We start from the raw sequence: 21,406 nt of genomic DNA on the forward strand, positions 1-21,406 counted from the left end.
CTCGCATGGATGTAGCCTCACGGTCGATGCGCGTGTTGCACGTCAACAAGTTCCTCTACCGGCGGGGCGGTGCCGAGGGTTACCTCTTCGACCTCGCCGCGCTGCAGCGTGCCCGCGGCGACGAGGTGGCGTACTTCGGCATGGCCCATCCGGACAACGACTCGCCCCAGCGGTACGGCCACTTCTTCCCGCCGCACGTCGAGCTGGAGCCGCCGCCGCCGGGCCTCGCCGGGCGCGCCGCCGCGGTGGGCCGGATGCTGCACTCGCCGGCCAGCCGGCGCGGGCTGGCGAAGGTGATCGCCGACTTCCGGCCGGACGTGGTGCACGCGCACAACGTGTACCACCAGCTGTCGCCGTCGGTGCTGCGCGCGGCGGCCGACGCGGGCGTGCCGTGCGTGCTGACGATGCACGACTACAAGCTCGCCTGCCCGAGCTACCAGCTGCTGGCCGGCGGTGCGGTCTGTGACGCCTGCGTCACCGGCGGTCCATGGCAGGCGGTGCGCACGCGGTGCAAGGACGGCTCGCTCGGGCGCAGCGCGGTGCTGGCCGCCGAGACGTGGCTGCACCGGGTCACCGGGGCGTACGGGCCGGTGCGCGCGTTCGTCAGCCCGAGCCGCTTCCTGGCGGACGTGATGGCCCGGGCGGGCGTCTACCCGGACCGGCTGCGGGTGGTCAGCCACTTCGTCGACGGCTCGGTCATCGCGCCGTCGCCGGGTCCGGGTGAGGGTGTGGTCTTCGCCGGGCGGCTGGTGCCGGAAAAGGGCGTGGACACGCTCGTCGCGGCGGCCGGGCTCGGCGGGTTCCGGGTCGAGGTCGCGGGGGAGGGGCCGGCCCGGCCGGAGCTGGAGCGGCTGGCGGCGCGGGCGGCGCCGGGGCTGGTGACGTTTCACGGCCGGCTCGCCAAGGACGACCTGCACGCGCTGATGCGGCGGGCCCGGGTGGCCGCGGTGCCGTCGCGGTGGCACGAAAACCAGCCGATGGCGGTGCTGGAGGCGTTCGCGTGCGGGCTGCCGGTGGTGACCACCGGGCTGGGCGGCCTGCCCGAGCTCGTCGAGCCGGGCGTCGACGGGGCGATCGTGCCGGCCGGCGATCCCGCGGCGCTCGCCGCCGCCCTGACCGGCATCCTCGCCGACCCGTCGCTGGCGGCCGCCATGGGCAAGGCCGGCCGGGCCAAGGTGGAGCGCGACTTCGCGCCCGACGTCCACCTCGCCCGCCTCCGCGAGGTCTACAGTGGAGCGCCGGCGTGACGCGCGTGCTCTTCGTGGCCGGCAGCGGCCGCAGCGGCTCCACGCTGGTCACCAACGTGCTCGGGCAGGCCGAGGGCGTCTTCGCGGCCGGCGAGCTGCGCTACCTGTGGCAACGCGGCGCGGTCGAGGACCGGCCGTGCGGGTGTGGACAGTCCTTCGCGGAGTGTCCGGTATGGACCCGGGTGATGAAGCGGCTCGACGCCGACCCGGCGGCCGTGGTGGCCGACCTCGGCGGCCGGCTGCGGATGCGGCGGCTGCCGGCGATGCTGTGGCGGCGCCGCGTCGAGGCCCATCCGGCGGTGGCCGCGCTCTACGCCGCGCTCGGGTCCGACCTGGTCGTCGACTCCTCCAAGCTCCCGCCGTACGGCCTGCTCGTCGACGGCCTGCCCGGCGTCGAGACGCGCGTGCTGCACCTCGTGCGCGACCCGCGGGCCACCGCCTTCTCGTGGCGGCGCCGCCGCGGCCTCGACGGCCCGGACGACCCGGCCCTCATGAGCCGCCCGCCGGTGGCCAAGGCCGCGCTGCTCTGGCTGGTGTGGAACGCGACCGCCGCGCTGCTGTGGCGCCGCTCGGGCCGCTACCTGCGGGTGCGCTACGAGGACTTCGTCGCCGACCCCGCCGGGGTCACCGCCCGCATCGCCGACTTCGCCGGAGTGCGCGGCGTCGACGTCCCGCACGGCACCGTCCACTTGGCACCGACCCACGCGGTGGCCGGCAACCCGTCCCGCCACCGCACCGGCGACGTGGCCGTGGTCGCCGACGACGAATGGGTGCGCGGGCTTTCCCGACCCGCCTTCGCTCTGGTCACGGCCATCACCGCGCCCTTATTGTGGCGCTGGCGCTACCCCCTGCGCCGTCCCGCCGCCAAGGGAGGCTGAGGCCGTGATAGCCGTCGTCGTGGGCACCGGGCGGTGCGGGTCGACGCTGGTGCAGGAGCTGCTCACGCGCCATCCGGCGGTCGGCTTCATCTCCGGCGTCGACGACAGGCTGTCCCGGCTCAACCTCGACGGCCGCTTCAACGGCCGCATCTACCGGCGGATGGGCCCCCGCCCGGCGGGCATGACCTCGCTCAAGCACAGCACCAGGCTGCTGGAGCGGGGCCGCCTGCGGGTCGCACCCTCGGAGGCGTACCGGCTGATCGACCGCCACGTCTTCGCCGGCTTCTCCCGCCCCTGCCGCGACCTGCTCGCCGACGACCTGACGCCGCGGATGGCGGCCCGGCTGCGGGCGTTCTTCCAGCGGCGGGTCGAGCGGCAGCGCTGCGACGTGCTGCTGCAGCACCTGACCGGCTGGCCGCGCACCGGGTTCCTGCACGCCGCGTTCAGCGACCTGCGGGTCATCCACGTGGTCCGCGACGGCCGCGCGGTGGCCAACTCGTGGCTGCAGATGGGCTGGTGGGACGGGTGGCGCGGCCCGGACAACTGGCTGTACGGTCCGCTGCCGGCCCCGCTGCGCCAGGAGTGGGAGGACTCGGGGCGCTCGTTTCCGGTGCTCGCCGCGCTCGGCTGGCGCATGCTGATGGACGCGTACGCGCAGGCCCGCGCCGTGCACCCGGCCGCGCAGTGGCTCGACGTGCGCTACGAGGACCTGGTCCGCGCGCCCAACGAGCAGACCGCGCGGATGCTGAGCTTCCTCGGGTTGCAGTGGACCACCGACTTCGAGGCCGGGTTCGCGCGGCACCACTTCCACACCGAGCGCGACGCGGCGTACCGCCAGGAGCTCACCGCCGCCCAGGTGGCCGCGATGGAGCGCGCGCTGGACAAGGCGCTGCCCCAGTGGGGCTACGAGAGCTAGCCCTTCTTCCACAGTGGAGACACGCCTTTTCCCCGGCGTCGCGGTGGCCGGGGAACGCCACACCGGGGACGCGCGTCCAACCGGAATGCGAATCGCCGCCGTTGCCGTACTCCTCGTCGCTGTCCTGGCGGGTTGCGCCGACCCCGCCGCCGGCCCGGACGGCACCGCCGCCCCGCAGGACCCGGACCCTGTCGCGCTGGTCGGCAACTGGCTGGTGAAGGGCACCGGCGAGGAGGAGGGCACGGTCCTGCGGCTCGCCGCCGAGGGCGCGGACCTGTCGCTGTTCCGGCCGTGCGGGATGCTCACCGGCGGCTGGCGCGCGGACGGCTCGGGCATATTTCTCGCGGCCGTGCCGGGCGAGGTGCCCTGCGGTGGCTCCGCCCCGTCACCGCCGCCCGACTGGCTCCTGGATGCCACCGGGTACCGGCTGGTGGGCGCCGACCGCGAGCTGCTCGACGCCGGCGGGCGGGTGGTGGCCCGCCTGGTGGCCAGCCACGAGCCGGCACCGGTGGACACGACCCAGGTGTGGTCCAAGCTCGCCGAGCCGCCGGCCGTCACGGACGAGGTGCGGCAGGCGCTGCGGCCCGCCGCGCCGCTGCCCGCAGGCCTCACGCCGATCACCGCGGGCACGGTGGCCGGCCGCTGGGTGGCCCGGGACGGCGTGCGCCGGCCGCAGGAGCCGTACGTCGAGCTGAGGGCCGACCGCACGTGGACCGGGTCGGACGGCTGCAACACCGGCGGCGGCCGGTGGACCGCCGGCAGCGGCGGCACGCTGCTCGCCACGTCCGGGCCGGTCACCGAGATCGGCTGCGACAACCACCCCGCGATGGGCTGGCTGTACGAGGCACGGCGGGCCGCGATCGACGGCGACCAGCTCGTCCTGCTCGACGTGGACGCCAAGGAGGTGGGCCGCCTCGCCCGCTAACCCAGCCTCCTAGGATGCTTTAGCGGTGGTGCCGGGCGTCACCCGCGCCGTTGTGTGGCTTCTGCCCGTTGTTTCGGCTGACACGGCCCCGTTGTTTCGGCTCAGCCCGCCCCGTTGCTTTCGGGTCGGCGACGACCTACCGTGGATGGGAACCGCCCGCCGCGGATGCCGGCTCTCGCCGCCCGCCCCGGGTGTCTCACCCCGATTCAGGACGTGACGGTCCAAGGGGCACAAAACCAGGGCGTTTCCCGCCCGGTGCAGCCCGTGCCCGCTCTTGTGCGACCGCCTTCCCTGACGCGCCGGTCGCCCACCGTGTCCGGCTGCGCTCTCTCACATCCCGAGGAGAACCATTGAACGACAACGCGACCGGCGCGACGCCGGTCACCGGCATCGTCGACATAGCCGGGGAGCACGGGTTCGTCCGTACCGCCGGCTACACGGCCGGCCCCGGCGACGCCTACCTGCCCGCCGGCATGGTGCGGCGGCACGGGCTGCGCCCCGGCGACCTCGTCACCGGCGCGGCCGGCGCGGCCGCCACCGACGGCCCCGAGCGCCGTCTCCCGCTGCGCGGCGGAGACCTCGGCGCGGCCGGCACCGGGCGCCGGCCCGCCAAGTCGGCGCCGTTGGTGCGACTCGACACCGTCAACGGCCTGCCGCCCGACGAGGCCCGGGAGCGGCCCGACTTCTACGACCTCACCCCTGTGCACCCGGACGAGCGGCTGCGGCTGGAGACCGACCCGCACGTCCTCACGAATCGCGTCATCGACCTGATGATGCCGATCGGCAAAGGACAGCGGGCCCTCGTCGTCTCCCCGCCCAAGGCCGGCAAGACGATGGTGCTGCAGGCGATAGCGGCGGCCGTCACCCGCAACCATCCGGAGTGCCACCTCATGGTGCTGCTCGTCGACGAGCGGCCGGAGGAGGTCACCGACATGCGGCGCGAGGTGAAGGGTGAGGTGATCGCGTCGCCGTTCGACCGGCCGCCGCACGAGCACACCGCGACCGCCGAGCTCGCCGTCGAGCGGGCCAAGCGCCTCGTCGAGCTCGGCCACGACGTGGTGCTGCTGCTCGACTCGCTGACCCGGCTCGGCCGCGCCTACAACCACATCGCACCCTCGTCCGCGCGGATCCTCTCCGGCGGCATCAGCACCACCGCCCTGCAGCCGCCCAAGCGGCTGCTCGGCGCCGCCCGCAACATCGAGGGCGGCGGGTCGCTGACCATCGTGGCGAGCACGCTTGTCGAGACCGGGTCGGCCGGGGACACGCTCATCTACGAGGAGTACAAGGGCACGGGCAACGCCGAGCTGCGCCTCGACCGCGCCAGCGCCGAACGCCGCCTCTACCCGGCCGTCGACGTGCTCAGCTCCGGCACCCGCAAGGACGAGCGCCTGCTCGGCGCCGACGAGGCCGCCATCGTGGGCGCCCTGCGCCGGGCGCTGCACGGCCAGAGCCCGCAGCAGGCCCTGCAACACCTCCTGGAACGGCTCGCCGCCACGGGCAGCAACGCCGAGTTTCTGCTAAACCTCTCCCGCCGGTCCTGACCGCCGCCGCCGCGTCGTCGCGGTCGTCGCGCTGATCTGCTCGGCCTTTCCCTCCGGCCGTGACCGCCCCTGCCGCCTCGGCCCGTAGGGCGCGCCGTCCCGCTCACGCGCCGACCCGGACGACGCCGTTCTCGTAGGCATACACCACGGCCTGGACCCGGTCGCGCAGGGCGAGCTTCATCAGCACCCGCGCCACGTGCGTCTTGACGGTCGCCTCGCCGAGCGTCAGCCGGTCGGCTATCTCCGAATTGGACAGTCCACGGGCCAGCAGCCGCAGCACGTCAAGCTCGCGCGGCGTGAGCTGGCCCAGCTCGGGCGGCGGCTGCGGGGCGGGCTGGTGCGCGAACGCCGCGATGACCCGCGTGGTGACCGCCGGATCGAGCAGCGCGGCGCCGCCGGCGACGACCCTGATCGCGGCGACCAGCTGCTCGGGCGGCGAGACCTTGAGCAGGAAGCCGCTCGCGCCGGCGCGCAGTGCCGCGTAGAGGTTTTCGTCGCTGTCGAACGTGGTCAGCATGATGATCCGCGGCGGTGCCGGCAGCGCCGCGATCCGCCGCGCGGCGGCCAGCCCGTCGAGCCGGGGCATCGCGATGTCCAGCAGCACCACGTCGGGCTGCAAACGCCGGGTCACCGCGAGGGCGTCCGCGCCGTCGGCGGCCTCCGCCACGACCTGGAGGTCGGGCTCCGTCTCCAGCACCATGCGCAGGCCGGCGCGGATCATCGCCTGGTCGTCGGCGAGCGCGACGCGGATCATCGCACGCCTCCGCGCGCGAGCGGCGCCATACGAGCGTCCCGGCCCACGGCGGGGCCTCCGCGGGTGGGCGGTGTCTTCCGGGCGTTCCCGTCGGTGGGGTGGCTGGTTGCGGCCGGCGGTGGAGTCGTCGGGCGGTCCGCGGTCGTGATGGCGTCCGCCGGAGGGTGCGGCCGGGTCATGAGGACGCCTCCGCGTAGGTGTGCGGGCGGGCCAGCGGAAGCACCGCGCCGACCCGGTAGCCGCCACCCGGCTCGGGCCCCGCGGCCAGGCGGCCGCCGAACATGGCCGCCCGCTCCCGCATCCCCACCAGGCCGTGCCCACCGGCCGCCGTCGCGTCCGCGGGCGTGCGGCTCACGCCGGGGTGGGGGCGGCCGCCACCGGTGTCGGCGACGGTGAGGCGCAGGTCGTCGGTCCCGTAGGCGATCGTGACGGTGGCGCGCCGGGCGGCGGAGTGCTTGAGCACGTTGGTCAGGGCCTCCTGGACGATCCGGTATGCCGACAGGTCGAGGCTGGCCGGCAGCGGCCGTGGCGCGCCCTCGGTCGACAGGTGGACCGCGACGCCGGCCTCGCGGATCTGGTCGAGCAGCTCGTCGAGGTCGGCGAGCCCCCGCTGCGGGACGGTGCCGGCCGCCTCGGCGCCGCGCAGCAGGCCCAGCGTGCGCCGCAGCTCGGTCACCGCGTCGCGGCCGGCCTGCTCGACGCCGGCCAGCAGGTCGCGCTCGGCCTCCTGGGCCGTGCCGAGGCGGCGGCGGACGGCGGCGGCCTGCAGCACCATGACGGTGACGCTGTGGGCCACCATGTCGTGCAGCTCGCGGGCGATGCGGGCGCGCTCGTCGGCGAGTGCCTGGTCGGCGCGCAGGGACTGGGCGGCGGCGAGCGCCGCGGACCGCTCGGCGTCGCGCCGGGCCTGGACCTGCAGCAGCAGCCCCGACAGCCAGGCGGCGACCGTGTAGCCGGCCGAGGCGAACACGTCGGAGGTCATCGTCGTGCGCTGCCCGACCAGCACCGCGATGGTCGCGGCGAGCATCGCGGCCGCCAGGAGGCGGCGCCACAGCGGGTCGCGGTCCGGCCCGCGCAGGATGATCTCGCGGCCGACCGTGTGCAGCCCGATGAACAGGCAGAACGCCTGCCACACCCGGTAGTCGTCGACCTCGGTCGGCAGCCACAGCACCTGCACCACGGCGACGTCGAGCAGGAGGGTGGCCAGCGGCGCGGCGCGGCGCACCACCACGAGCGCGACCGCGAAGCCGAGGCGCAGCCACCAGAACGGCAGGCGGTGCGGCGCCGTCAGCTCCTCGAACAGGGCGACGGTCAGGAACACGACAGCGACCACCAGGTCGACCCGCTTGATCCGCCACAGCCGCATTTGCCGAGCGTACGGGCCTGGTCGCGGCGATTTCGCCCACCCGCGGGGGATCTCGGGTCCGCCCCACGGGGACCCGCGATAACTCCCCGTGCGGGCGATCTTGGGGTGGTGCCGGGCCTAGCGTCGCCACCCGTACCCCGCCCTCGCACGCCGGGCCCGGGCCGCCGCCGCGGACTCCGGACCGCCGTGCCGGGCCGTCGAAAGGAACGATGTGATGCTGTCACCCGCCCGCCTGGCACGCCGCCGCGCCGGACTCGCCTGCCTGGTCGCCGCGCCGATCCTGCTGACCGCCGCCACCGCCGTGGACCCGGCGCTCGGCGACGTCGACTTCGCCGAGGCGATCGCCGCCGACCCAAGCGCGGCCCGCCTGCACACGCTGCTGCTGCACTGGTGCTGGGTGCTGTTCGTGCCCGGCCTGCTGGCGCTGCTCGCTCCGATCCGCCGCCGCGGCCGCGTGCTCGCGACGATCGCGTGGCCCGCGGCGGCGCTGGGACTCGCCACGTTCGCGGGGCTCACCCTCTCCGACTACTTCGGACTGGCCGTGCTCGACGTCGCGGACGTGGCCGCCTTCGAGCGGGTCGAGGAACAGGTCGCCCAGTACGGCTGGCTGGCAGCCGGCTGGCAGGTGCCCGGGCTGCTCGGCTGGGCGGCCGCCCTGCTGCTCACACCGCTGGCCGCCGCCCGCGCCGGGCAGGTCGGCTGGTGGTACCCGGCGACCGCGGTGCCCGGCTTCGCGCTGTACCTGCTGTTCGCGATCGAGGAGCCGCCGCTGTCGCTGGCCGGGCCGGTGCTGCTCACGGCCGCCAACGCGGTGCTCGCCGCCCGCCTGTGGTCGCGGCCGCAGGCCGAGGCTGGCGAGGAGGGGTTCGCCGCGTTCCGCCGTACCGTCGGCGTGGTCTGCCTGATCGGCGCGCCGCTCGCGCTGGCCGCGGGCATGGCCACGCTCCCCGGCGGCGCCTTCCACATCGCCGGCGGCTTCGCCGCGGACCCGGGTGCGGCCCAGGCCAGCGCGTTCTTCCTGCACCTGGCGTGGCTGCTGTTCATCCCCGCGGTCGTCGAGGTGACCGGCCGTCTCACCGGCCGCGGCTGGCGGCTGGGGCAGGCCGCCGGCGCGCTGGCGCTGATCGGGCTGCTGCACTTCAACGGCCTGATGATCGGCGACTACGCGGGCCTGGCCACCGAGCAGGTGCTCGACCCGGTGCGGGCGGAGGCGGTGACGGCGCGGCTGGGGGAGTACGCGTCGCTGTCGCTCGGCGTCGCGCTGCCCGGCATGGCCGGCGCGCTGCTCGGCCTCATCCTCGTGCCGGTGGCGGCGGCCCGCGCCGGGCTCGTGCGGTGGCCGGTGCCGGTGCTGGCCGGCGTGGGGTGGCGGCGTTCCTCGCGCTGACCGTCGGGCGGGTGCCCGGGCTCGTCGCGCCGCTGCTGCTGCTCGCCGCGTACGGGCTGCTGGCCCGCGCCCTGGCGACCGGCGCGCGCACGCCCGCGGCCGGCAGCGGCGCCGAGCCGGCGCTCGACAGTGGACGGTCAGGCGGCGCGGAGCCGGCGCCGACGCTTGACAGTGGACGGTCAGGCGGTGCGGAGGCCGTCCAGCAGGCGGGCTAGCGCCGCCCAGGTCTGCTCCAGCGCGTACGGGCCGGTCGCCGTCGCGAGCCAGAGCGCCGCCTCGTTCATCGCGCCCGACAGCAGGTGGGCGAGGGGCGCTACCGGCTGGGCGGCGATCGTCCCGTCGGCGACGAGGTCGGTGAGCGCCTCGGCCAGGTGGCGCGCCGACGCGGCCTCGTCCAGCGCGCGCCACTGGGCCCAGCCGAGCACGGCCGGCCCGTCGACGAGCATGATGCGCTGGACCTCGGGCGCGGTGCTCGCGGTCAGGAACGCGCGGCACCCCGCGGTCAGCCGCGCCCACGATCCCGCCTCCGCCTCGGCGGCCGCGACGACCTGCTCGGCCACCTCCTGCTGCACCTGCTCCAGCACCGCGCGGAAGACGGCGGCCTTGCTGTCGAAGTGGTGGTACAGCGCGCCCTTGGTCACGCCGGCCGCGGCGACGATCTGGGACAGGCCGTGGGTGCTGCTGGAGTGCGTACCCACCTACACGAACGCGGTCGCCTCGTTCAACGCCGCGTACGCCGGGATGCTCCGCTCCTACGCCGCTCTGCTGCGGCACCGGGGCTCCACCGCCGAGGCGGACCGCGCGCTGGCCGACGCGGAGACGCTCGCCGCGGCGGTGGGCGGCCTGTACGCCGGCGACGGGCGGTGGAAGGTGCGCCACACCGACCGTACCGAGACCATCGGGCACTGCCTGGACTTCGGGCTCGTCTCGGCCGCGCTCCACGCCGACCTCGACGAGCGGGTCCGCGGCGAGATGGTGTCCTTTGTGACCGAGCGGCTGCTCAGCGGTGACTGGATGCGGGCGCTGGCCGCGGACGACCCGATCGCCCCGCACTCCGACCGGCCGGACCACGGCGCGGCCGGCGCGTTCGGTGCGTGGCCGGGCGTGACCGCGTACGGGCTGGCCAAGCTCGGGCGCCGGGACCTCGCGCTCGGCGTGCTCCGGGCGACCCCGCGGGCCGCCTCGGGCGCGCTGTGGGGGCAGGCGATGGAGCTTTTCGACGGTGGGCGGCGGGCGCGGGTCGCCGAGCGGGGCACCGCCAACCGGGACTCGATCGCCGGCGCGGCGACGGCGGAAGCCGTGCTGGCCGGGCTCTTCGGCGTGGAGCCCGGCTTCGAGTCGCTGTCCGCCGTCCGGTCCACCACAGTGGACGTACCGGATATCGGGAGGCTGACCGGCCTCAACCTCGCGCCGTCCGGTGTGGTCGGTGCGCCGCCGCCGGCGGCGTTGCCGCGGTGACGGAGGTCCGGATGGCGCTGACCGACGACGCGATCGACCGGATCAAGGCGATGATCCTGTCGGGGCGCCTGCGCCCCGGCGAACGGCTGCCCAACGCGGCCGACCTCGCCGCGGCGCTCGGCCTGTCCCGCAACACGCTGCGCGAGGCGCTGCGCGCCCTCGCGCTCATCCGGGTGCTGGAGGTGCGGCACGGCGACGGCATCTACGTCGGCAGCCTCCAGCCCCGGCAGCTGTTCGACACGCTCGGCTTCGTCACCGACTTCTACCGGGACGGCGCCGCGCCGCAGGTGCTCGAGCTGCGGCGGGCGCTGGAGCCGACCGCGGTGGCGCTGGCCGCCGGCCGGATGACCGACGGCGACACCGCGAAGCTGCGCGCGCTGGCCGACGCGCTGGCCGACGGATCCACAGTGGATGAGCTGGTCGCGCACGAACAGGAGTTCCACGGTTTGGTCGCGGCCGCCGCCGGAAACGACGTGCTCCGCGCGCTCGTCGACGGGCTGTCCGGCCCGACCACCCGGGCCCGCCTGCGGCGGGAGGCGGGGCTGCCGCAGGCGGTCGCCGCCACCCGGCAGGACCACCGTTCGATCGCCGAGGCGATCGCGGCCCGCCGGCCCGAGCTGGCCCAGGCGTGGGCGACCGTCCACCTGGCGCGGTGACGGCGGGTAGGATTTCGCGGTGTACACCTTCGCCGCGCCCGACGGCACGCAGCTCGCCTACCACCGCTCCGCGGACGGGGACCCGCTGGTCTGCCTGCCGGGCGGCCCCATGCAGGCCTCGGTCTACCTCGACGACCTCGGCGGGCTCTCCGCGCACCGCGCGCTGGTCCGCCTCGACCTGCGCGGCACCGGTGAGTCCGCGGCGCCCGCCGACCAGGCGACATACCGGTGCGACCGGCAGGTCGGCGACGTCGAGGCGCTCCGCGCCCACCTCGGGCTGGAGTCGATCGACCTCTTGGGACACTCGGCCGGCGCCACGCTCGCGATCCTGTACGCGACCCGCTACCCGCGGCGGGTGCGCCGCCTCGCGCTGCTGAACCCCAGCCCCCGCCCCGCCGGCCTCGTGATAACGGATGCCGACCGCCGCGAGGTGGCCGAGCTGCGCCGCGGGGAGGACTGGTTTCCCGAGGCGTTCGCCGCCTTCGAGCGGATCTGGGCCGGCCACGCGACGGCCGCGGAGTGGGGCGCGATAGCGCCGTTCCACTACGGACGGTGGGACGGGGCGAGCCGGGCCGCGTACGAGCGAGGGCCCAGCCAGACGAACGGCGACGCGGCGGCCGCCTACTACGCCGCCGGCGCGTTCGACCCGGCCACGGTGCGGGCCGCGCTCGCCGACCTGGACGCGCCGGTGCTGCTGGTGGCGGGCGAGTACGACGTGGGGCTGCCGCCCGCGCGCGCCGCCGAGTTCGCCGGCCTGATGCCCCGCGCGGAGCTTGTCGTGGCACCGGGCGGCGGACACTTCCCGTGGCTGGACGATCCACAGTGGCTGGTGGCGGCGCTGGCGGCTTTCGCCCGGTAGTGCGGTGACCACCAACCCTGCGCCTGGCAGGGCCTGGTTCGCCGGGGAACCCGGCGAACCACAGTGGTCACCGCACTAGGAGGCGGCCGGCGGGCTGGGATGGATCGCGCAGAAGAGGACGCCGTCGGGTGCGGCCAGCACGGTCCAGCGGTGCGGCTCGGTGACCTCCCACCGCCGCTGCGCGCCGGCGGCGACGAGCGCGTCCAGCTCGGCCAGGTCGTCCAGGCGCAGGTCGATGTGGACCAGGCCGCGCCCGCGCGCCTCGATGTCGTCGTCGGTCGGGCTGACCCACACGTCGGGCGAGCGGCCGTCCGGGTCGCGCAGCAGCACCGACTCGCCGGGCTCGAGCGTGCGGGCGGCGAGCGCGGCACGGTCTTCGGCCACCGGCGGCAGCCCGAACGCCAGCGACCAGAACGGCGCCGCCACGTAGGGGTCGCGGCAGTGGATGACGATCGAGGAGAGCCTGCTCATGGCGTACATGATGGCCGGTCCGCGCGGTCGTCGCAGCCGGCTTTCGCGCGCGGGTGACGTCCCGGCTCTCCGCTGGCCGGGCAGCCGGGACGTCGGTCAACCGTCAGGCGGTGCCGATGCGCGGTGGCGTGTAGGTCTGCGGCGAGCCGCAGTACGAGATGCCGACCGGCGCGCTCGGGAAGCGGCAGACCTGTACCACCACCCGGTCGATCGGCGCCGGGCCGGCGTTTCGCTCGCCGAGCACGTCACGCACGGCGGTGACACCGTTGTCGGCGCGCGACTGGGCGAAGTCGACGATCGTGCGGCCGGCGTAGGCGACGTAGCTGGCGACCGAGTACATCTGGTCGGTGGTGCAGGCGACCGGCGAGTTGCGGGCCGGCTCGTCGGTGAGCGTGCCCTCGACGGCGACGGTGGGGTAGATGCTCGGGGTCAGGACCTGCCAGGTGAGCAGGCCCTCGGTGTGCCCGTACGTGCAGCGGTCGCCGGAGTCCGCGTAGAACTTCTGCGCGGCGGTCGGCCCGGCGGCGGTCGCCGGGGCGGCGACGGCGATGAGCGCGGTGGCAGCGGCCGCCACGACGGTGGCGGCGCGCGCGAGTGTGGGGAAGCGGTCCATGCATGGCAATGTATCGATGCCTGGCGCTCTGGTCCATTGCCGTTCCGGTCTTGTGTCGTATACCCCTAGGGGTAATGTTCCCGATGGGTCGAGATACCCCCTACCGGTATACGAGGAGGCTCTCATGTTTCGGGTCGCGCCCGCACTGGCCGACGAGGCTGACGCCCTGACCGCGCTGGTCCGCGGCTCCGCGGCCTACCCGGGTGAGTACCGGGTCATGGTGGCGGGCCAGCGCCTCGACGCCGCCTACCTCCACGCGAACGTGGTGCGGGTGGTCCGCGGCGCCGACGGCCGGGTGTGGGGCTTCTACAGCCTGCTCTTTCCCGGCCACGGCGGGCCCGGCGAGGCCGAGCTCGACTTCATGTTCGTGGCGAACGACCGGCAGGGACAGGGGATCGGCACGGTGCTCTTCGCGGACATGCGCGCCGTCGCCGAGGAGCGCGGGGCGAGCCGGGTGCACATCGTCTCGCATCCGCCGGCGGAGCCGTTCTACCTCGCCAACGGCGCGCAGCGGATCGGCATGCTCGCGCCCTCCGGCCGGGCCACCTGGCACCGCCCGCACCTGGTGCTCGAGCTGTCCGGCACCCCGGCCCTGGCCGGGGTGGGCGCCAGGTAGCGCGGGAGCGTCGCGGCGCGCAGGCCGGCGCCGCGCCAGGGCCGGGGTCGGTGCGGGAGCGTCAGGGGCGGCGGGCCCAGAAGAGCTGGTGGCCGCTGCCGCCCTCGGGCACGAACGCCTCGGCCTCCACGCGCAGGCCGGCGCCGGCGATCCAGGCGCGGTACGTGGCGGCGTCCGCGTGGCTCCACCACATCTCCGCGTCGCCGCCCAGCCAGCCCTGCTCGGCGCCGGTCCACGCGGACGCCCCGGTGGTGGCGAGGAGCCAGCCGCCGGGGCGCAGCCACCGGGCGATGCGGGCGAGCAGCGGGGGTTGGCGGTCCAGCGGCATGTGGATGAGGGCGTACAGGCACACGACCGCGTCGAAGCCGCCGTCCGGGAAGTCGACCTCCGTGGCGTCGGCCCGCCGGAAGGTGGCGTCTGGCACGAGGCGGCGGGCCCGCTCGACCTGCACCTCGCTGAGGTCGACGCCGGTGACGTCGTGTCCCGCGGCGGCCAGCGCCTTCGCGACCGGGACCCCGTTGCCGCAGCCGAGGTCGAGCACGCGGGCCCGGTCCGGCAGCCGGGCCCGCAGCGCGGCCAGCCAGTCCCGGTACTCGGCGGGCGTGTCGTCGTCCTGCCGGTACAGGTGCGAGACGGCGTCGTAGCCGCGCCGGACGATCTCCACCGGGTCGGTCACGACGCGGCCGCCCGCGGCTCGTAGACGATGCTCCACGGTCGCGGCGAGTCGGGCGCGGTGACGGCCGTGGCCGGGCCGGGTTGGTCGATCGTCCCGGCGGCGATCCCGGCGAACCGCTCGGCGGCCGGGTGCGGCGACTGCGCCGGCCACGCGCCCGAGGTGGTCCGGGCCAGCGGCGGGTCGGCCAGCGGGCGCCACACCGCGCGCGGCTCGCGGCGGGTGGCGCTCTCCGGCTCGAACGCCACGCCCTTGCCGGCGAGCACCAGGCCGAGCAGGAACTCGGCGTTGCGGGCGTGCCGCGTCCGGGCCGGCGCGAAGCCGTGCCGCCGGCAGGGGTCGAGGACGTGGTCGTGCCAGCCGGGCGCGGTGGCGCGCGGCGGCAGTACGAGGTCGTGGCCGGCCAGGTCGGCGAAGGCCAGCCCGGTGCGCCGGGCGAGCGGCGACGCGCGGGGCAGGAGCACGCCGAGCGGTACCCGCACCGGCGGGCCGAAGCGCAGGTCGGGGGCGTCGACCGGGTGGTGGACGAGGCCGACGTCGAGGCGCGCCTCGACGAGCAGGCGCAGCTGCTCGCCCGTGGTCAGCTCCTGCAGGTCGACGTCGAGGCCCGGCAGCTCGTCGGCGAGGCGGCGCAGCAGCGTCTGGAGGGTGACGGCCGGCGTCTCCGGCGGTACCCCAGCGCGCAGCACGCCCAGCGCGCCCTCGCGGAGCATCCGCATCAGCGCCCGCACCCGCTGCTCGCCAGATCCACCCGCACGACGATAGCCCGCGCCCGGCTGGCGGGTACACCGTGGCGGTCGTCGCGTCGCTGCACAGCCGCAACGCGTCGTACTCGATGGCGTTTCCCGGCGTGCGGACCGCGCTCCCGCCGCGGCCGGCGACGATCGCGGACCTGCCGGAGGGGGACACGCTCGCCTACCAGCCGACCGTCCAGGGTGGACCGTCCGTGTTCTTCATGGGCGCCAGCGACTTCGGCGAGCGCGACCTCGGCGGCCTCGCCCCGGACGTCGCGATGCTCGCCGTGCCGTCCACCGACGTCACGCACGACTACGTGCCGCGCCTGCTGTCCGCATTGGACAAGCCGGCCACGGTGGTGCCGGTGCACTGGGACAACTTCGAGACCGCGCTGACCAACCCTCCGGTCACGACGCCGAACGACCGCGCGCGGCTGGACCTCTTCGTGGACGCGGTGCGCCGCTTCGCGCCGCGTACGCGGATCCTGCTGCCCGAGTATCTGACGCCGTACCGCTTTTAGAGACCTTTCGGCGTCCGGGTGGCGTGCGACCGTGGTAGCCGTTTCAGAAGTGCCAATTCGAGACAGATCCGGGCTACCGCGATGCCCGTAGTGGTCCGGACCGTTGCTCCCGCGGCCTCACCCTCCGCGGTCGCCCACCTCAACCCCGGGTGCTGTTGAGCTCGTGCTCGTTTGTTGCCCCTGTACCGGCGGTAAACGACCACGATCTGCTCTATGGGCCTTTGTTGACACCGATAGGCCGTCGTTCAGCCGCTGCGGTGCCCCAGTCGCTCCCCGGGCGGCCGACTCCGGCGGATCTGTACAGACTCCCGTGAGAGGGGTCGCTCGGTTGTAGACGGATTCGCCCACCTCGACCTAAAGGCCTGGAGTCCTTTCGCGGTCGGGGTGAGCCTTCTTGGAGTCCGACCCGAGTTGGATGTGAGGTGCCACGTTGCCCGGGGTTGCCCCCTCACCTTCCGTGGCCGCCTGCTCAACCCAGGAGCCCGCACCGGCAGATCTTGGTGAGTTAGCGTCGACATCTCGCGCTAACTCACCAAGATCTCGACTGCGGTGCCGCTTGTGTCCGACGGATGGTCACCGACGTAGTAGAGCCCTCCACGACGGCGCCGCGGTGCGTGAGCGTCAATCAGGAGCGGGCCCTCGGGGTGAGCCTTCGGTCGCGGTCACGCGCGCCGGGCAACGACCGCGGCCTAGCGGCTGTAGCCGGCGGACAGGCTGCGCAGCAGCTGGCGGCGGCCGAACAGGTACAGCGCGAGCACCGGCACGGTCGAGAGCACGACCGCGGCGAGGAGTCCCGGGACGTCGGTTCCGAAACGGCTTTGAAAGTTCCACAGGCCGAGCGGGATGACCCGGCGGGCCTCGCTCTGGGTCAGCACGAGGGGAAGATGAAGCCGTTCCAGGCGTTCAGGCCGCTGAAGATGCCGACGCTGACCAGGCCCGGGCGGGACAGGGGCAGCACCAGGCGGCGGAAGACCTCGACCGTGCCGGCGCCGTCGACGGTCATCGCGTCGAAGAGGTCGCGGGGGATGTCCCGCAGCGTGCTGGTGAGTACCACGATCGCCATCGGCAGGGAGAAGGCCGCGGTGGGCAGGATGATCGCGGTGAGCGAGTCGTAGAGGTGCAGGCGGGTGATCAGCAGGTAGATCGGGATGATCACGGCCTGGGCGGGGATCGCCAGTCCTAGGAGGAACGTGTTGAACGTGGCCCGCACCGCCCGGGTGCCGCCGAACACGATCGCGTACGAGGCGGGCAGCGCCATCACCAGCACCAGCGCCATCGTGATGGCGGTGACGATCGTGCTGTTCAGGATGAAGGTGTCGAAGCCCAGGTCGATCACCTGGCGGTAGTTTTCCAGCGTCAGCCCGGAGGGCGGGCGCAGCGCGCCGTCGGTCAGGTACGAGTCCGAGGTGCGCAGGCTCGTCAGCGCGATGTAGTACAGCGGCACGGCCACGATGACCAGCCAGAAGCTCGCCGCGATGCCGGCGGCCACGTTAACCGGGCGGCGCCGTCCCACCGTGCCGACGCCGCGCGGCGGTCGCGGCCGGACGTAGCTGACGCGGGGGCGGGCCTCCGCCGCGCGGTGCCGCGCGGCCGTGTAGATGGTCACCCCTACATCCCTTCCCGGTCGCTGTTCATGCGGTGGTAGCCGGTCGACCGGACGATCAGCACGGAGAGCGTGGTGCCCACCGCGACGAGCAGGACGGCGAGCACGCTGGCGTACCCCATGTCGAAGCCCACGAAGCCCTTGACGTACATGTGCAGCGGCAGCACCCGGGTCGCCGTGCCCGGACCGCCGTTGGTGAGCAGCAGGATCGACTCGAAGTAGGTGAGCGAGCCGACCACGACCAGCACCGACGAGGCGATGATGGTGTTGCGCAGCTGGGGCAGCGTGATGGAGATGAACTGCCGGATGGTGCGGGCGCCGTCGATCTCGGCCACCTCGTACATCGAGGCCGGGATCTGGCGGGCGGCGGCCTGGTAGAGCAGCGTGTGGAAGGGTACGAACTGCCAGGAGATCACGGCGGCCACCGCGTAGAGCGCGCGGCTGTCGTCGCCGAGGAAGTTTCCGTCGGCCACGCCCACGTACGAGCCGAGGCTGGCGGCCAGGCCGAAGTTGGGGTCCAGAAGGGACAGCCAGGTCAGCGCGATCGCCGCCGTGGACAGCAGCAGCGGCAGGAAGAACAATGTGGACAGTATCGCGCGGTTGCGCTGCGGGCCGGCCGCCCACACGCCGAGCAGCAGCGACAGCGGCGTCTGGATGAGCCAGCAGAAGAGGGTGAGCTGCGCGGTGACCCGGATCGAGTGGAGGGCGTCCGCGTCGTCCGGCAGCGCCCGCCAGTTGGTCAAGCCGGCCCATTCGGGCGTGCCCAGCCCGTTCCACGTGGTGAAGCTCAGGTAGAGCACGACGGCGATCGGCACGATGCCGAAGATGGTGAAGAAGACGGCGGCGGGCGCGGCCCACAGGAAGCCGGGACGCTCGCGGCGGGCCGGCCGGAGGTCGGCGGCCGGGATGAGCACGACGGTGCGCACCTCGCGGCGGCGCGGTACCAGGACACCGCGGTCGCTCACGACGACACCTTTTCCATGGCCGTCACGAACTCCTCCGGCGTGATCTTGGACAGGAAGAGCTTCTGCAGGTTGGTGAGCATCTCGGTGCCGACCGCCGGGCTCAGCGCCTGGTCCCACGACTGGGTGAAGCTGGGCGCCTTGGCCACCATCTCGTAGGTGAACGTGGCGAACTCGGCGTTCGGTGTGCCGGCCAGCTTCGCCTCGACGCCCGCGACGGCGGGCACCTGGCCGGAGTTGACGAGGTCCTCGACGTACTCCTCGGAGGAGAGCGTCTCGATCAGGAGCGTGGTCGCGTCGCGCACGTGCGGGCTGCTCGCCGAGATGGAGAAGTAGTTGGCCGGGTTGCCGACCACGTTGGCGGCGTCGCCGAGACCGCCGTCCACCGTGGGGAACGTGGTCCACGCCAGGTCGCCCCGCTTGACGAACTCGGGGTTGTTGCTCAGCTGGCTGGTGTACTCCCAGCTGCCCATCAGGAACATCGCCGCCTTGCCGGTGGCGAACAGCTTCGACGCGCCGGTGTTGTCGTAGTTGATGGAGGCGAAGTTGGTGCCGAACGCGCCTCGCTCGGCGAGTTCCTGGCACATCTGCAGCGCGCGCAGCACGGACGGGTCGCGCCACGCGCCGGAGCGCTGCGCGGCGATCGCGGAGAAGCGGTCCGGGCCGCCGATGCGGTCGAGCAGGTACTCCAGGTACATCAGCTCGGTCCAGCCCTGCGAGCCGGGCAGCGCGATCGGCGTGATCTTGCGTGACTTGAACTCCTCCACAAGGGACAGCAGGTCGGCCCACGTCTTCGGCGGCTGGAGGCCGGCCTTGTCGAAGACTCCCTTGTGGTAGAAGAGCACGACCGGCTGGATGCCGTTCATCGGCAGGCCGTACTGCCCGTTGGAGATCCGGCCCACCGCGAGCACGCTCGGCAGGAACGCGTCCCGCACGTCCGGCCGCGCGGCCAGCGCGTGTGAAAGGTCAACCACCTGGTTGGCATTCACGAACTCGGCGAGGTTGCCGCCGCCCCAGTTGAAGAAGACGTCGGGTGCGTTGGGTGACCCCATCGACACGTGCAGTTTCTGCTTGTACGCGTCGTTGACGTACGTGACGAGCTCGGCCGTGACCGGCGAGCTCTGGTTGAAGAGGCCGAGCCCGGCCTCGATGACCGGCTCGTTCTGCGGGTCCTGCAGCGCCCAGACCTGGATCTTGTCGCGGGACCCGCCGGGCCCCGCTGTGCCGCAGCCGCCGGCAGCGACGAGCGACGTCGTGACCAGCAGTGACATGCCTATGTTGAACAGCCTCGCGCGACGGTGCATCGAGGGTCGACCCTTTCCCGTGCCCAGGGGATCAATCGACTAATGCAGATGTTTCGGTAAAGTTGCGAGCTATTTGCGCGAAGGGAAACGTATGGCGCGCGTCACAGCCCCGTCAACCCGGGAAAAGGTTGCTGATCCATAACGGCTGGTGCCCTAGGTGTCCCGCGTGGACGGAAGGCGGAATGCGGCCGCGCGTGTGCTGAACCGGTTTGTTTCTCACTCCCGGCGCAGCCGCCGCGCACCCGCCGCCGTGACGGTCGTGACCAGCAGCAGACCGGCGACGATCAGCGCGTAGGCGAGCCAGGCCGTGGCACCGCGCGGGTGAAACGCCGCCTGCTGACCGAAGTCGATCACCGGCACGATCAGGTCCAGTGTGTACACCGGCGCGACGAACTCAGGACCGCCGGCGGGATCCGCCGCCCTCGGCCGCTGCGCGCCGAAGACCGCCGTGCCCGCCGCGAGAAGGGCGGCCAGCCAGGCGGCGGCACGCAGCGGGCGGTACCCGTACCCGATGGTGATGTCCTGGAGGCGGCCCCACCACCGCCCCGGCCACCGCAACCCCTCGCGGCGGTGGCGCTCGCCCGCGAGCAGCACGGCGCGTGCGTCGTCGTCGCGGCCCGCGTCGCGGTAGGCCCGGGCCAGCCGCGCGTAGGCCTGCGGCCGGAACCGCCCCTCGTCGCGGCGCAACCACTCCCGCCGGTCGGCGGTGTCGCCGGCGAGCGTCTCGTAGCCGAACCCGTCCAGCCGCAGCACCTCGGGCCAGGTGTCCGGATCGTCGCGGAACACCCCGACCCGCGCGTGCCGCAGGTCCACCCCGCCGGCAGGCCGCGCCACGGGCCGCAGGACCAGCTCGCGCGCGATGAGGTGGCGGGCCGAGAACGCGTGGATCGCGGCCCCCTCGCAGCGCACCACGCCACCGACCGCCGCGCCGTCCAGCCGCAGCTCACCCCCGCACGCGAACCCGGAGCCGGCGAGCACGTCGCTGCCGACCCGCAGGGAGATGGCATCCAGCGCGGCGACGCGCGCGCCGTCCATGAGCAGCGACCCGTTGATCTCCGCGAGCCCCGCGCCCACCTCACCGGCACGGCAGCCGACGAGCCGCACGCTCGCGTCGAACCTGGCGTTGGAGATCGTCAGGCCCGGCATCCGCGACCCTTCGAGCCCGAGCCGGCGCAGGTGCGAGCCGAAGAAGCTGAGCGGCCGGTCAAAAACGCACTGTTCGAGCTCGACCGGCGCGGCGACGTCCGCGTACTCGACCTCCAGCGGCCCGGCCACCCGCGCGCCGACCAGCCAGAGCACCTGAAGCCGGCCGGCCTCGGCGGGCACGCCGCCCAGCAGCAGAAACCGGAGAAGCTCCCCGCGCACGCCGGCATCGCGCCGCCCGCGCAGGTCGAGCCGCGCACCCTCCCGGAACGCGCCGACCACGGCCCGCTCGGTCCGCGTCCTCACCCGCATCCCCGCATTGTGCCGGCCCGGCGGCGCGGTGGTGGGCCATGCTGTGGACGCTCGCTGTGGACGCTCGCGGTGGGCGGGCTTCGTGCGACGGCGGTGGGCTCGTGGGCGGGATTCATGGCAGATGTGAGCTACCGCGATGCCCGTCGTGGTCCGGACCGTTGCTCCCGCGGCCTCACCCTTCGCGGTGGGCGGGCTCAGGACCTTGACCCCAGGGTGGGCGCCGTCCGCGGCTGACGCCGGCGCGGCCTTGCGCGGGGTGAGCTGGTGGGCCGCGGAGAGTGGGCCGCGTGAGGGCCGGCGGACCGGTGCTGTCGTGGCTCGCTGCCTGGGGCGGGGCTCACCGGTTGACGGCGGCCCACCCCGGAGGTTGGGGGTGAGCTGGTGGGGTGCGGAGGGTGAGGCCGCGGGAGCGACGGTCTGGACCGGCGCGGACGTCGCGGTAGCCCGCATCCGGGTTGGGTTTGGTC

23 protein-coding genes and 1 pseudogene are annotated in these 21,406 nt (G+C 74.2%); 12 read left to right on the forward strand and 12 right to left on the reverse strand.

The features are described 5' to 3' along the window. Window positions 1-5: 5 nt before the first annotated feature. The 5 genes and pseudogenes from Phou_RS34085 to rho all read left to right on the forward strand — a co-directional run. Entirely contained in the window at window positions 6-1,247 is a 1,242-nt protein-coding gene (locus tag Phou_RS34085) for a glycosyltransferase (protein WP_173063950.1), read from the forward strand. Then, window positions 1,244-2,125, forward strand: a complete 882-nt coding sequence (locus Phou_RS34090) for a sulfotransferase family protein (protein WP_173063953.1) — start codon at window positions 1,244-1,246, stop codon at window positions 2,123-2,125. The genes Phou_RS34085 and Phou_RS34090 overlap by 4 nt, the downstream gene beginning before the upstream one ends. A 4-nt stretch (window positions 2,126-2,129) precedes the next feature. Further along, window positions 2,130-3,041 carry a sulfotransferase family protein gene (locus Phou_RS34095; RefSeq protein WP_173063956.1) on the forward strand — a complete coding sequence of 304 codons (912 nt, stop codon included), beginning with the start codon at window positions 2,130-2,132 and terminating at the stop codon, window positions 3,039-3,041. A gap of 13 nt (window positions 3,042-3,054) precedes the next feature. Then, window positions 3,055-3,966 (forward strand): META domain-containing protein, encoded by a 912-nt coding sequence (locus tag Phou_RS34100; protein WP_173063959.1) that lies wholly within the window; start codon window positions 3,055-3,057, stop codon window positions 3,964-3,966. A gap of 377 nt (window positions 3,967-4,343) precedes the next feature. Then, window positions 4,344-5,507, forward strand: a pseudogene (gene rho / locus Phou_RS34105) (transcription termination factor Rho); the annotation flags it as partial. A gap of 103 nt (window positions 5,508-5,610) precedes the next feature. Here rho and Phou_RS34110 read toward each other — a convergent pair. Together Phou_RS34110 and Phou_RS34115 are read right to left on the reverse strand one after the other, a co-directional pair. Then, window positions 5,611-6,261, reverse strand: a complete 651-nt coding sequence (locus Phou_RS34110; protein WP_173063965.1) for a response regulator — start codon at window positions 6,259-6,261, stop codon at window positions 5,611-5,613. Between the two features lie 175 nt (window positions 6,262-6,436). Continuing rightward, window positions 6,437-7,627, reverse strand: coding sequence for a sensor histidine kinase (locus tag Phou_RS34115; RefSeq protein WP_173063968.1), 1,191 nt, complete (start codon window positions 7,625-7,627; stop codon window positions 6,437-6,439). Window positions 7,628-7,841: 214 nt separating this feature from the next. Between Phou_RS34115 and Phou_RS34120 the strand changes: the two genes are divergently transcribed. Together Phou_RS34120 and Phou_RS34125 are read left to right on the forward strand one after the other, a co-directional pair. Next, window positions 7,842-9,014: a hypothetical protein gene (locus Phou_RS34120; RefSeq protein WP_173063971.1), complete on the forward strand. Its 1,173-nt coding sequence runs from the start codon at window positions 7,842-7,844 to the stop codon at window positions 9,012-9,014. Beyond that, window positions 8,993-9,229 carry a hypothetical protein gene (locus Phou_RS34125; RefSeq protein WP_173063974.1) on the forward strand — a complete coding sequence of 79 codons (237 nt, stop codon included), beginning with the start codon at window positions 8,993-8,995 and terminating at the stop codon, window positions 9,227-9,229. The genes Phou_RS34120 and Phou_RS34125 overlap by 22 nt, the downstream gene beginning before the upstream one ends. Here Phou_RS34125 and Phou_RS54685 read toward each other — a convergent pair. Beyond that, the gene (locus Phou_RS54685) at window positions 9,194-9,712 is read right to left on the reverse strand and encodes a TetR/AcrR family transcriptional regulator (protein WP_173063977.1); all 519 of its coding nucleotides are present in this window, start codon (window positions 9,710-9,712) and stop codon (window positions 9,194-9,196) included. The genes Phou_RS34125 and Phou_RS54685 overlap by 36 nt on opposite strands. Here Phou_RS54685 and Phou_RS34135 point away from each other — a divergent pair. Genes Phou_RS34135 through Phou_RS34145 form a run of 3 tightly spaced genes read left to right on the forward strand, consistent with a single transcriptional unit; the run spans window position 9,690 to window position 11,987 of the window. Further along, window positions 9,690-10,472: a hypothetical protein gene (locus Phou_RS34135; protein WP_173063980.1), complete on the forward strand. Its 783-nt coding sequence runs from the start codon at window positions 9,690-9,692 to the stop codon at window positions 10,470-10,472. The genes Phou_RS54685 and Phou_RS34135 overlap by 23 nt on opposite strands. Window positions 10,473-10,483: 11 nt before the next feature. Next, entirely contained in the window at window positions 10,484-11,128 is a 645-nt protein-coding gene (locus Phou_RS34140) for a FadR/GntR family transcriptional regulator (protein WP_173063983.1), read from the forward strand. A gap of 19 nt (window positions 11,129-11,147) precedes the next feature. After that, the gene (locus Phou_RS34145) at window positions 11,148-11,987 is read left to right on the forward strand and encodes an alpha/beta fold hydrolase (protein ID WP_173063987.1); all 840 of its coding nucleotides are present in this window, start codon (window positions 11,148-11,150) and stop codon (window positions 11,985-11,987) included. 75 nt (window positions 11,988-12,062) lie between these two features. Here Phou_RS34145 and Phou_RS34150 read toward each other — a convergent pair whose 3' ends face one another. Both Phou_RS34150 and Phou_RS34155 read right to left on the reverse strand, forming a co-directional pair. Continuing rightward, window positions 12,063-12,458 carry a VOC family protein gene (locus Phou_RS34150; RefSeq protein ID WP_173063990.1) on the reverse strand — a complete coding sequence of 132 codons (396 nt, stop codon included), beginning with the start codon at window positions 12,456-12,458 and terminating at the stop codon, window positions 12,063-12,065. Window positions 12,459-12,561: 103 nt separating this feature from the next. Continuing rightward, on the reverse strand, window positions 12,562-13,071 hold the full coding sequence (locus Phou_RS34155; RefSeq protein ID WP_173063993.1) for a hypothetical protein: 510 nt from the start codon (window positions 13,069-13,071) through the stop codon (window positions 12,562-12,564). Window positions 13,072-13,195: 124 nt separating this feature from the next. Between Phou_RS34155 and Phou_RS34160 the strand changes: the two genes are divergently transcribed. After that, a complete protein-coding gene (locus tag Phou_RS34160) occupies window positions 13,196-13,687 on the forward strand; it encodes a GNAT family N-acetyltransferase (RefSeq protein ID WP_173063996.1) in 492 nt (163 codons plus the stop codon). A 61-nt stretch (window positions 13,688-13,748) separates the two neighbouring features. On the opposite strand, the gene Phou_RS34165 is transcribed toward Phou_RS34160, so the two are convergent. Both Phou_RS34165 and Phou_RS34170 read right to left on the reverse strand, forming a co-directional pair. Further along, window positions 13,749-14,363, reverse strand: coding sequence for a class I SAM-dependent methyltransferase (locus tag Phou_RS34165; RefSeq protein ID WP_173063999.1), 615 nt, complete (start codon window positions 14,361-14,363; stop codon window positions 13,749-13,751). Beyond that, entirely contained in the window at window positions 14,360-15,091 is a 732-nt protein-coding gene (locus tag Phou_RS34170; protein ID WP_246274036.1) for a LysR family substrate-binding domain-containing protein, read from the reverse strand. Before Phou_RS34170 ends, Phou_RS34165 begins: the two co-directional genes overlap by 4 nt. 59 nt (window positions 15,092-15,150) lie before the next feature. On the opposite strand from Phou_RS34170, the gene Phou_RS34175 reads away from it, so the two are divergent. Continuing rightward, complete coding sequence (locus tag Phou_RS34175) at window positions 15,151-15,615, forward strand: MBL fold metallo-hydrolase (protein WP_246274037.1); 465 nt, start codon at window positions 15,151-15,153, stop codon at window positions 15,613-15,615. Between the two features lie 689 nt (window positions 15,616-16,304). On the opposite strand, the gene Phou_RS51480 is transcribed toward Phou_RS34175, so the two are convergent. The 5 genes from Phou_RS51480 to Phou_RS34195 form a co-directional block, all read right to left on the reverse strand. Beyond that, the gene (locus Phou_RS51480) at window positions 16,305-16,490 is read right to left on the reverse strand and encodes an ABC transporter permease family protein (protein ID WP_218579329.1); all 186 of its coding nucleotides are present in this window, start codon (window positions 16,488-16,490) and stop codon (window positions 16,305-16,307) included. Further along, window positions 16,484-17,221, reverse strand: coding sequence for a carbohydrate ABC transporter permease (locus Phou_RS34180; RefSeq protein WP_218579330.1), 738 nt, complete (start codon window positions 17,219-17,221; stop codon window positions 16,484-16,486). Before Phou_RS34180 ends, Phou_RS51480 begins: the two co-directional genes overlap by 7 nt. A gap of 2 nt (window positions 17,222-17,223) precedes the next feature. Then, window positions 17,224-18,183, reverse strand: coding sequence for a carbohydrate ABC transporter permease (locus Phou_RS34185; protein WP_246274038.1), 960 nt, complete (start codon window positions 18,181-18,183; stop codon window positions 17,224-17,226). Continuing rightward, a complete protein-coding gene (locus Phou_RS34190) occupies window positions 18,180-19,451 on the reverse strand; it encodes an extracellular solute-binding protein (RefSeq protein WP_218579331.1) in 1,272 nt (423 codons plus the stop codon). The genes Phou_RS34185 and Phou_RS34190 overlap by 4 nt, the downstream gene beginning before the upstream one ends. A 249-nt stretch (window positions 19,452-19,700) precedes the next feature. After that, the gene (locus Phou_RS34195) at window positions 19,701-20,939 is read right to left on the reverse strand and encodes a hypothetical protein (RefSeq protein WP_173064005.1); all 1,239 of its coding nucleotides are present in this window, start codon (window positions 20,937-20,939) and stop codon (window positions 19,701-19,703) included. Window positions 20,940-21,406 lie beyond the last annotated feature (467 nt).

Origin of the sequence: Phytohabitans houttuyneae (genome assembly GCF_011764425.1) — a bacterium.
Lineage (GTDB): Bacteria > Actinomycetota > Actinomycetes > Mycobacteriales > Micromonosporaceae > Phytohabitans > Phytohabitans houttuyneae.

What these genes read in the sequence shown, in the direction of transcription:
- Phou_RS34085 (WP_173063950.1), top strand. Translation starts at nt 6, where the DNA reads ATGGATGTAGCCTCACGGTCGATGCGCGTGTTGCACGTCAACAAGTTC.
- Phou_RS34110 (WP_173063965.1), bottom strand. Translation starts at nt 6,261, where the DNA reads ATGATCCGCGTCGCGCTCGCCGACGACCAGGCGATGATCCGCGCCGGC.
- Phou_RS34115 (WP_173063968.1), bottom strand. Translation starts at nt 7,627, where the DNA reads ATGCGGCTGTGGCGGATCAAGCGGGTCGACCTGGTGGTCGCTGTCGTG.
- Phou_RS34120 (WP_173063971.1), top strand. Translation starts at nt 7,842, where the DNA reads ATGCTGTCACCCGCCCGCCTGGCACGCCGCCGCGCCGGACTCGCCTGC.
- Phou_RS34140 (WP_173063983.1), top strand. Translation starts at nt 10,484, where the DNA reads ATGGCGCTGACCGACGACGCGATCGACCGGATCAAGGCGATGATCCTG.
- Phou_RS34150 (WP_173063990.1), bottom strand. Translation starts at nt 12,458, where the DNA reads ATGAGCAGGCTCTCCTCGATCGTCATCCACTGCCGCGACCCCTACGTG.
- Phou_RS34155 (WP_173063993.1), bottom strand. Translation starts at nt 13,071, where the DNA reads ATGGACCGCTTCCCCACACTCGCGCGCGCCGCCACCGTCGTGGCGGCC.
- Phou_RS34160 (WP_173063996.1), top strand. Translation starts at nt 13,196, where the DNA reads ATGTTTCGGGTCGCGCCCGCACTGGCCGACGAGGCTGACGCCCTGACC.
- Phou_RS34190 (WP_218579331.1), bottom strand. Translation starts at nt 19,451, where the DNA reads ATGTCACTGCTGGTCACGACGTCGCTCGTCGCTGCCGGCGGCTGCGGC.
- Phou_RS34195 (WP_173064005.1), bottom strand. Translation starts at nt 20,939, where the DNA reads ATGCGGGTGAGGACGCGGACCGAGCGGGCCGTGGTCGGCGCGTTCCGG.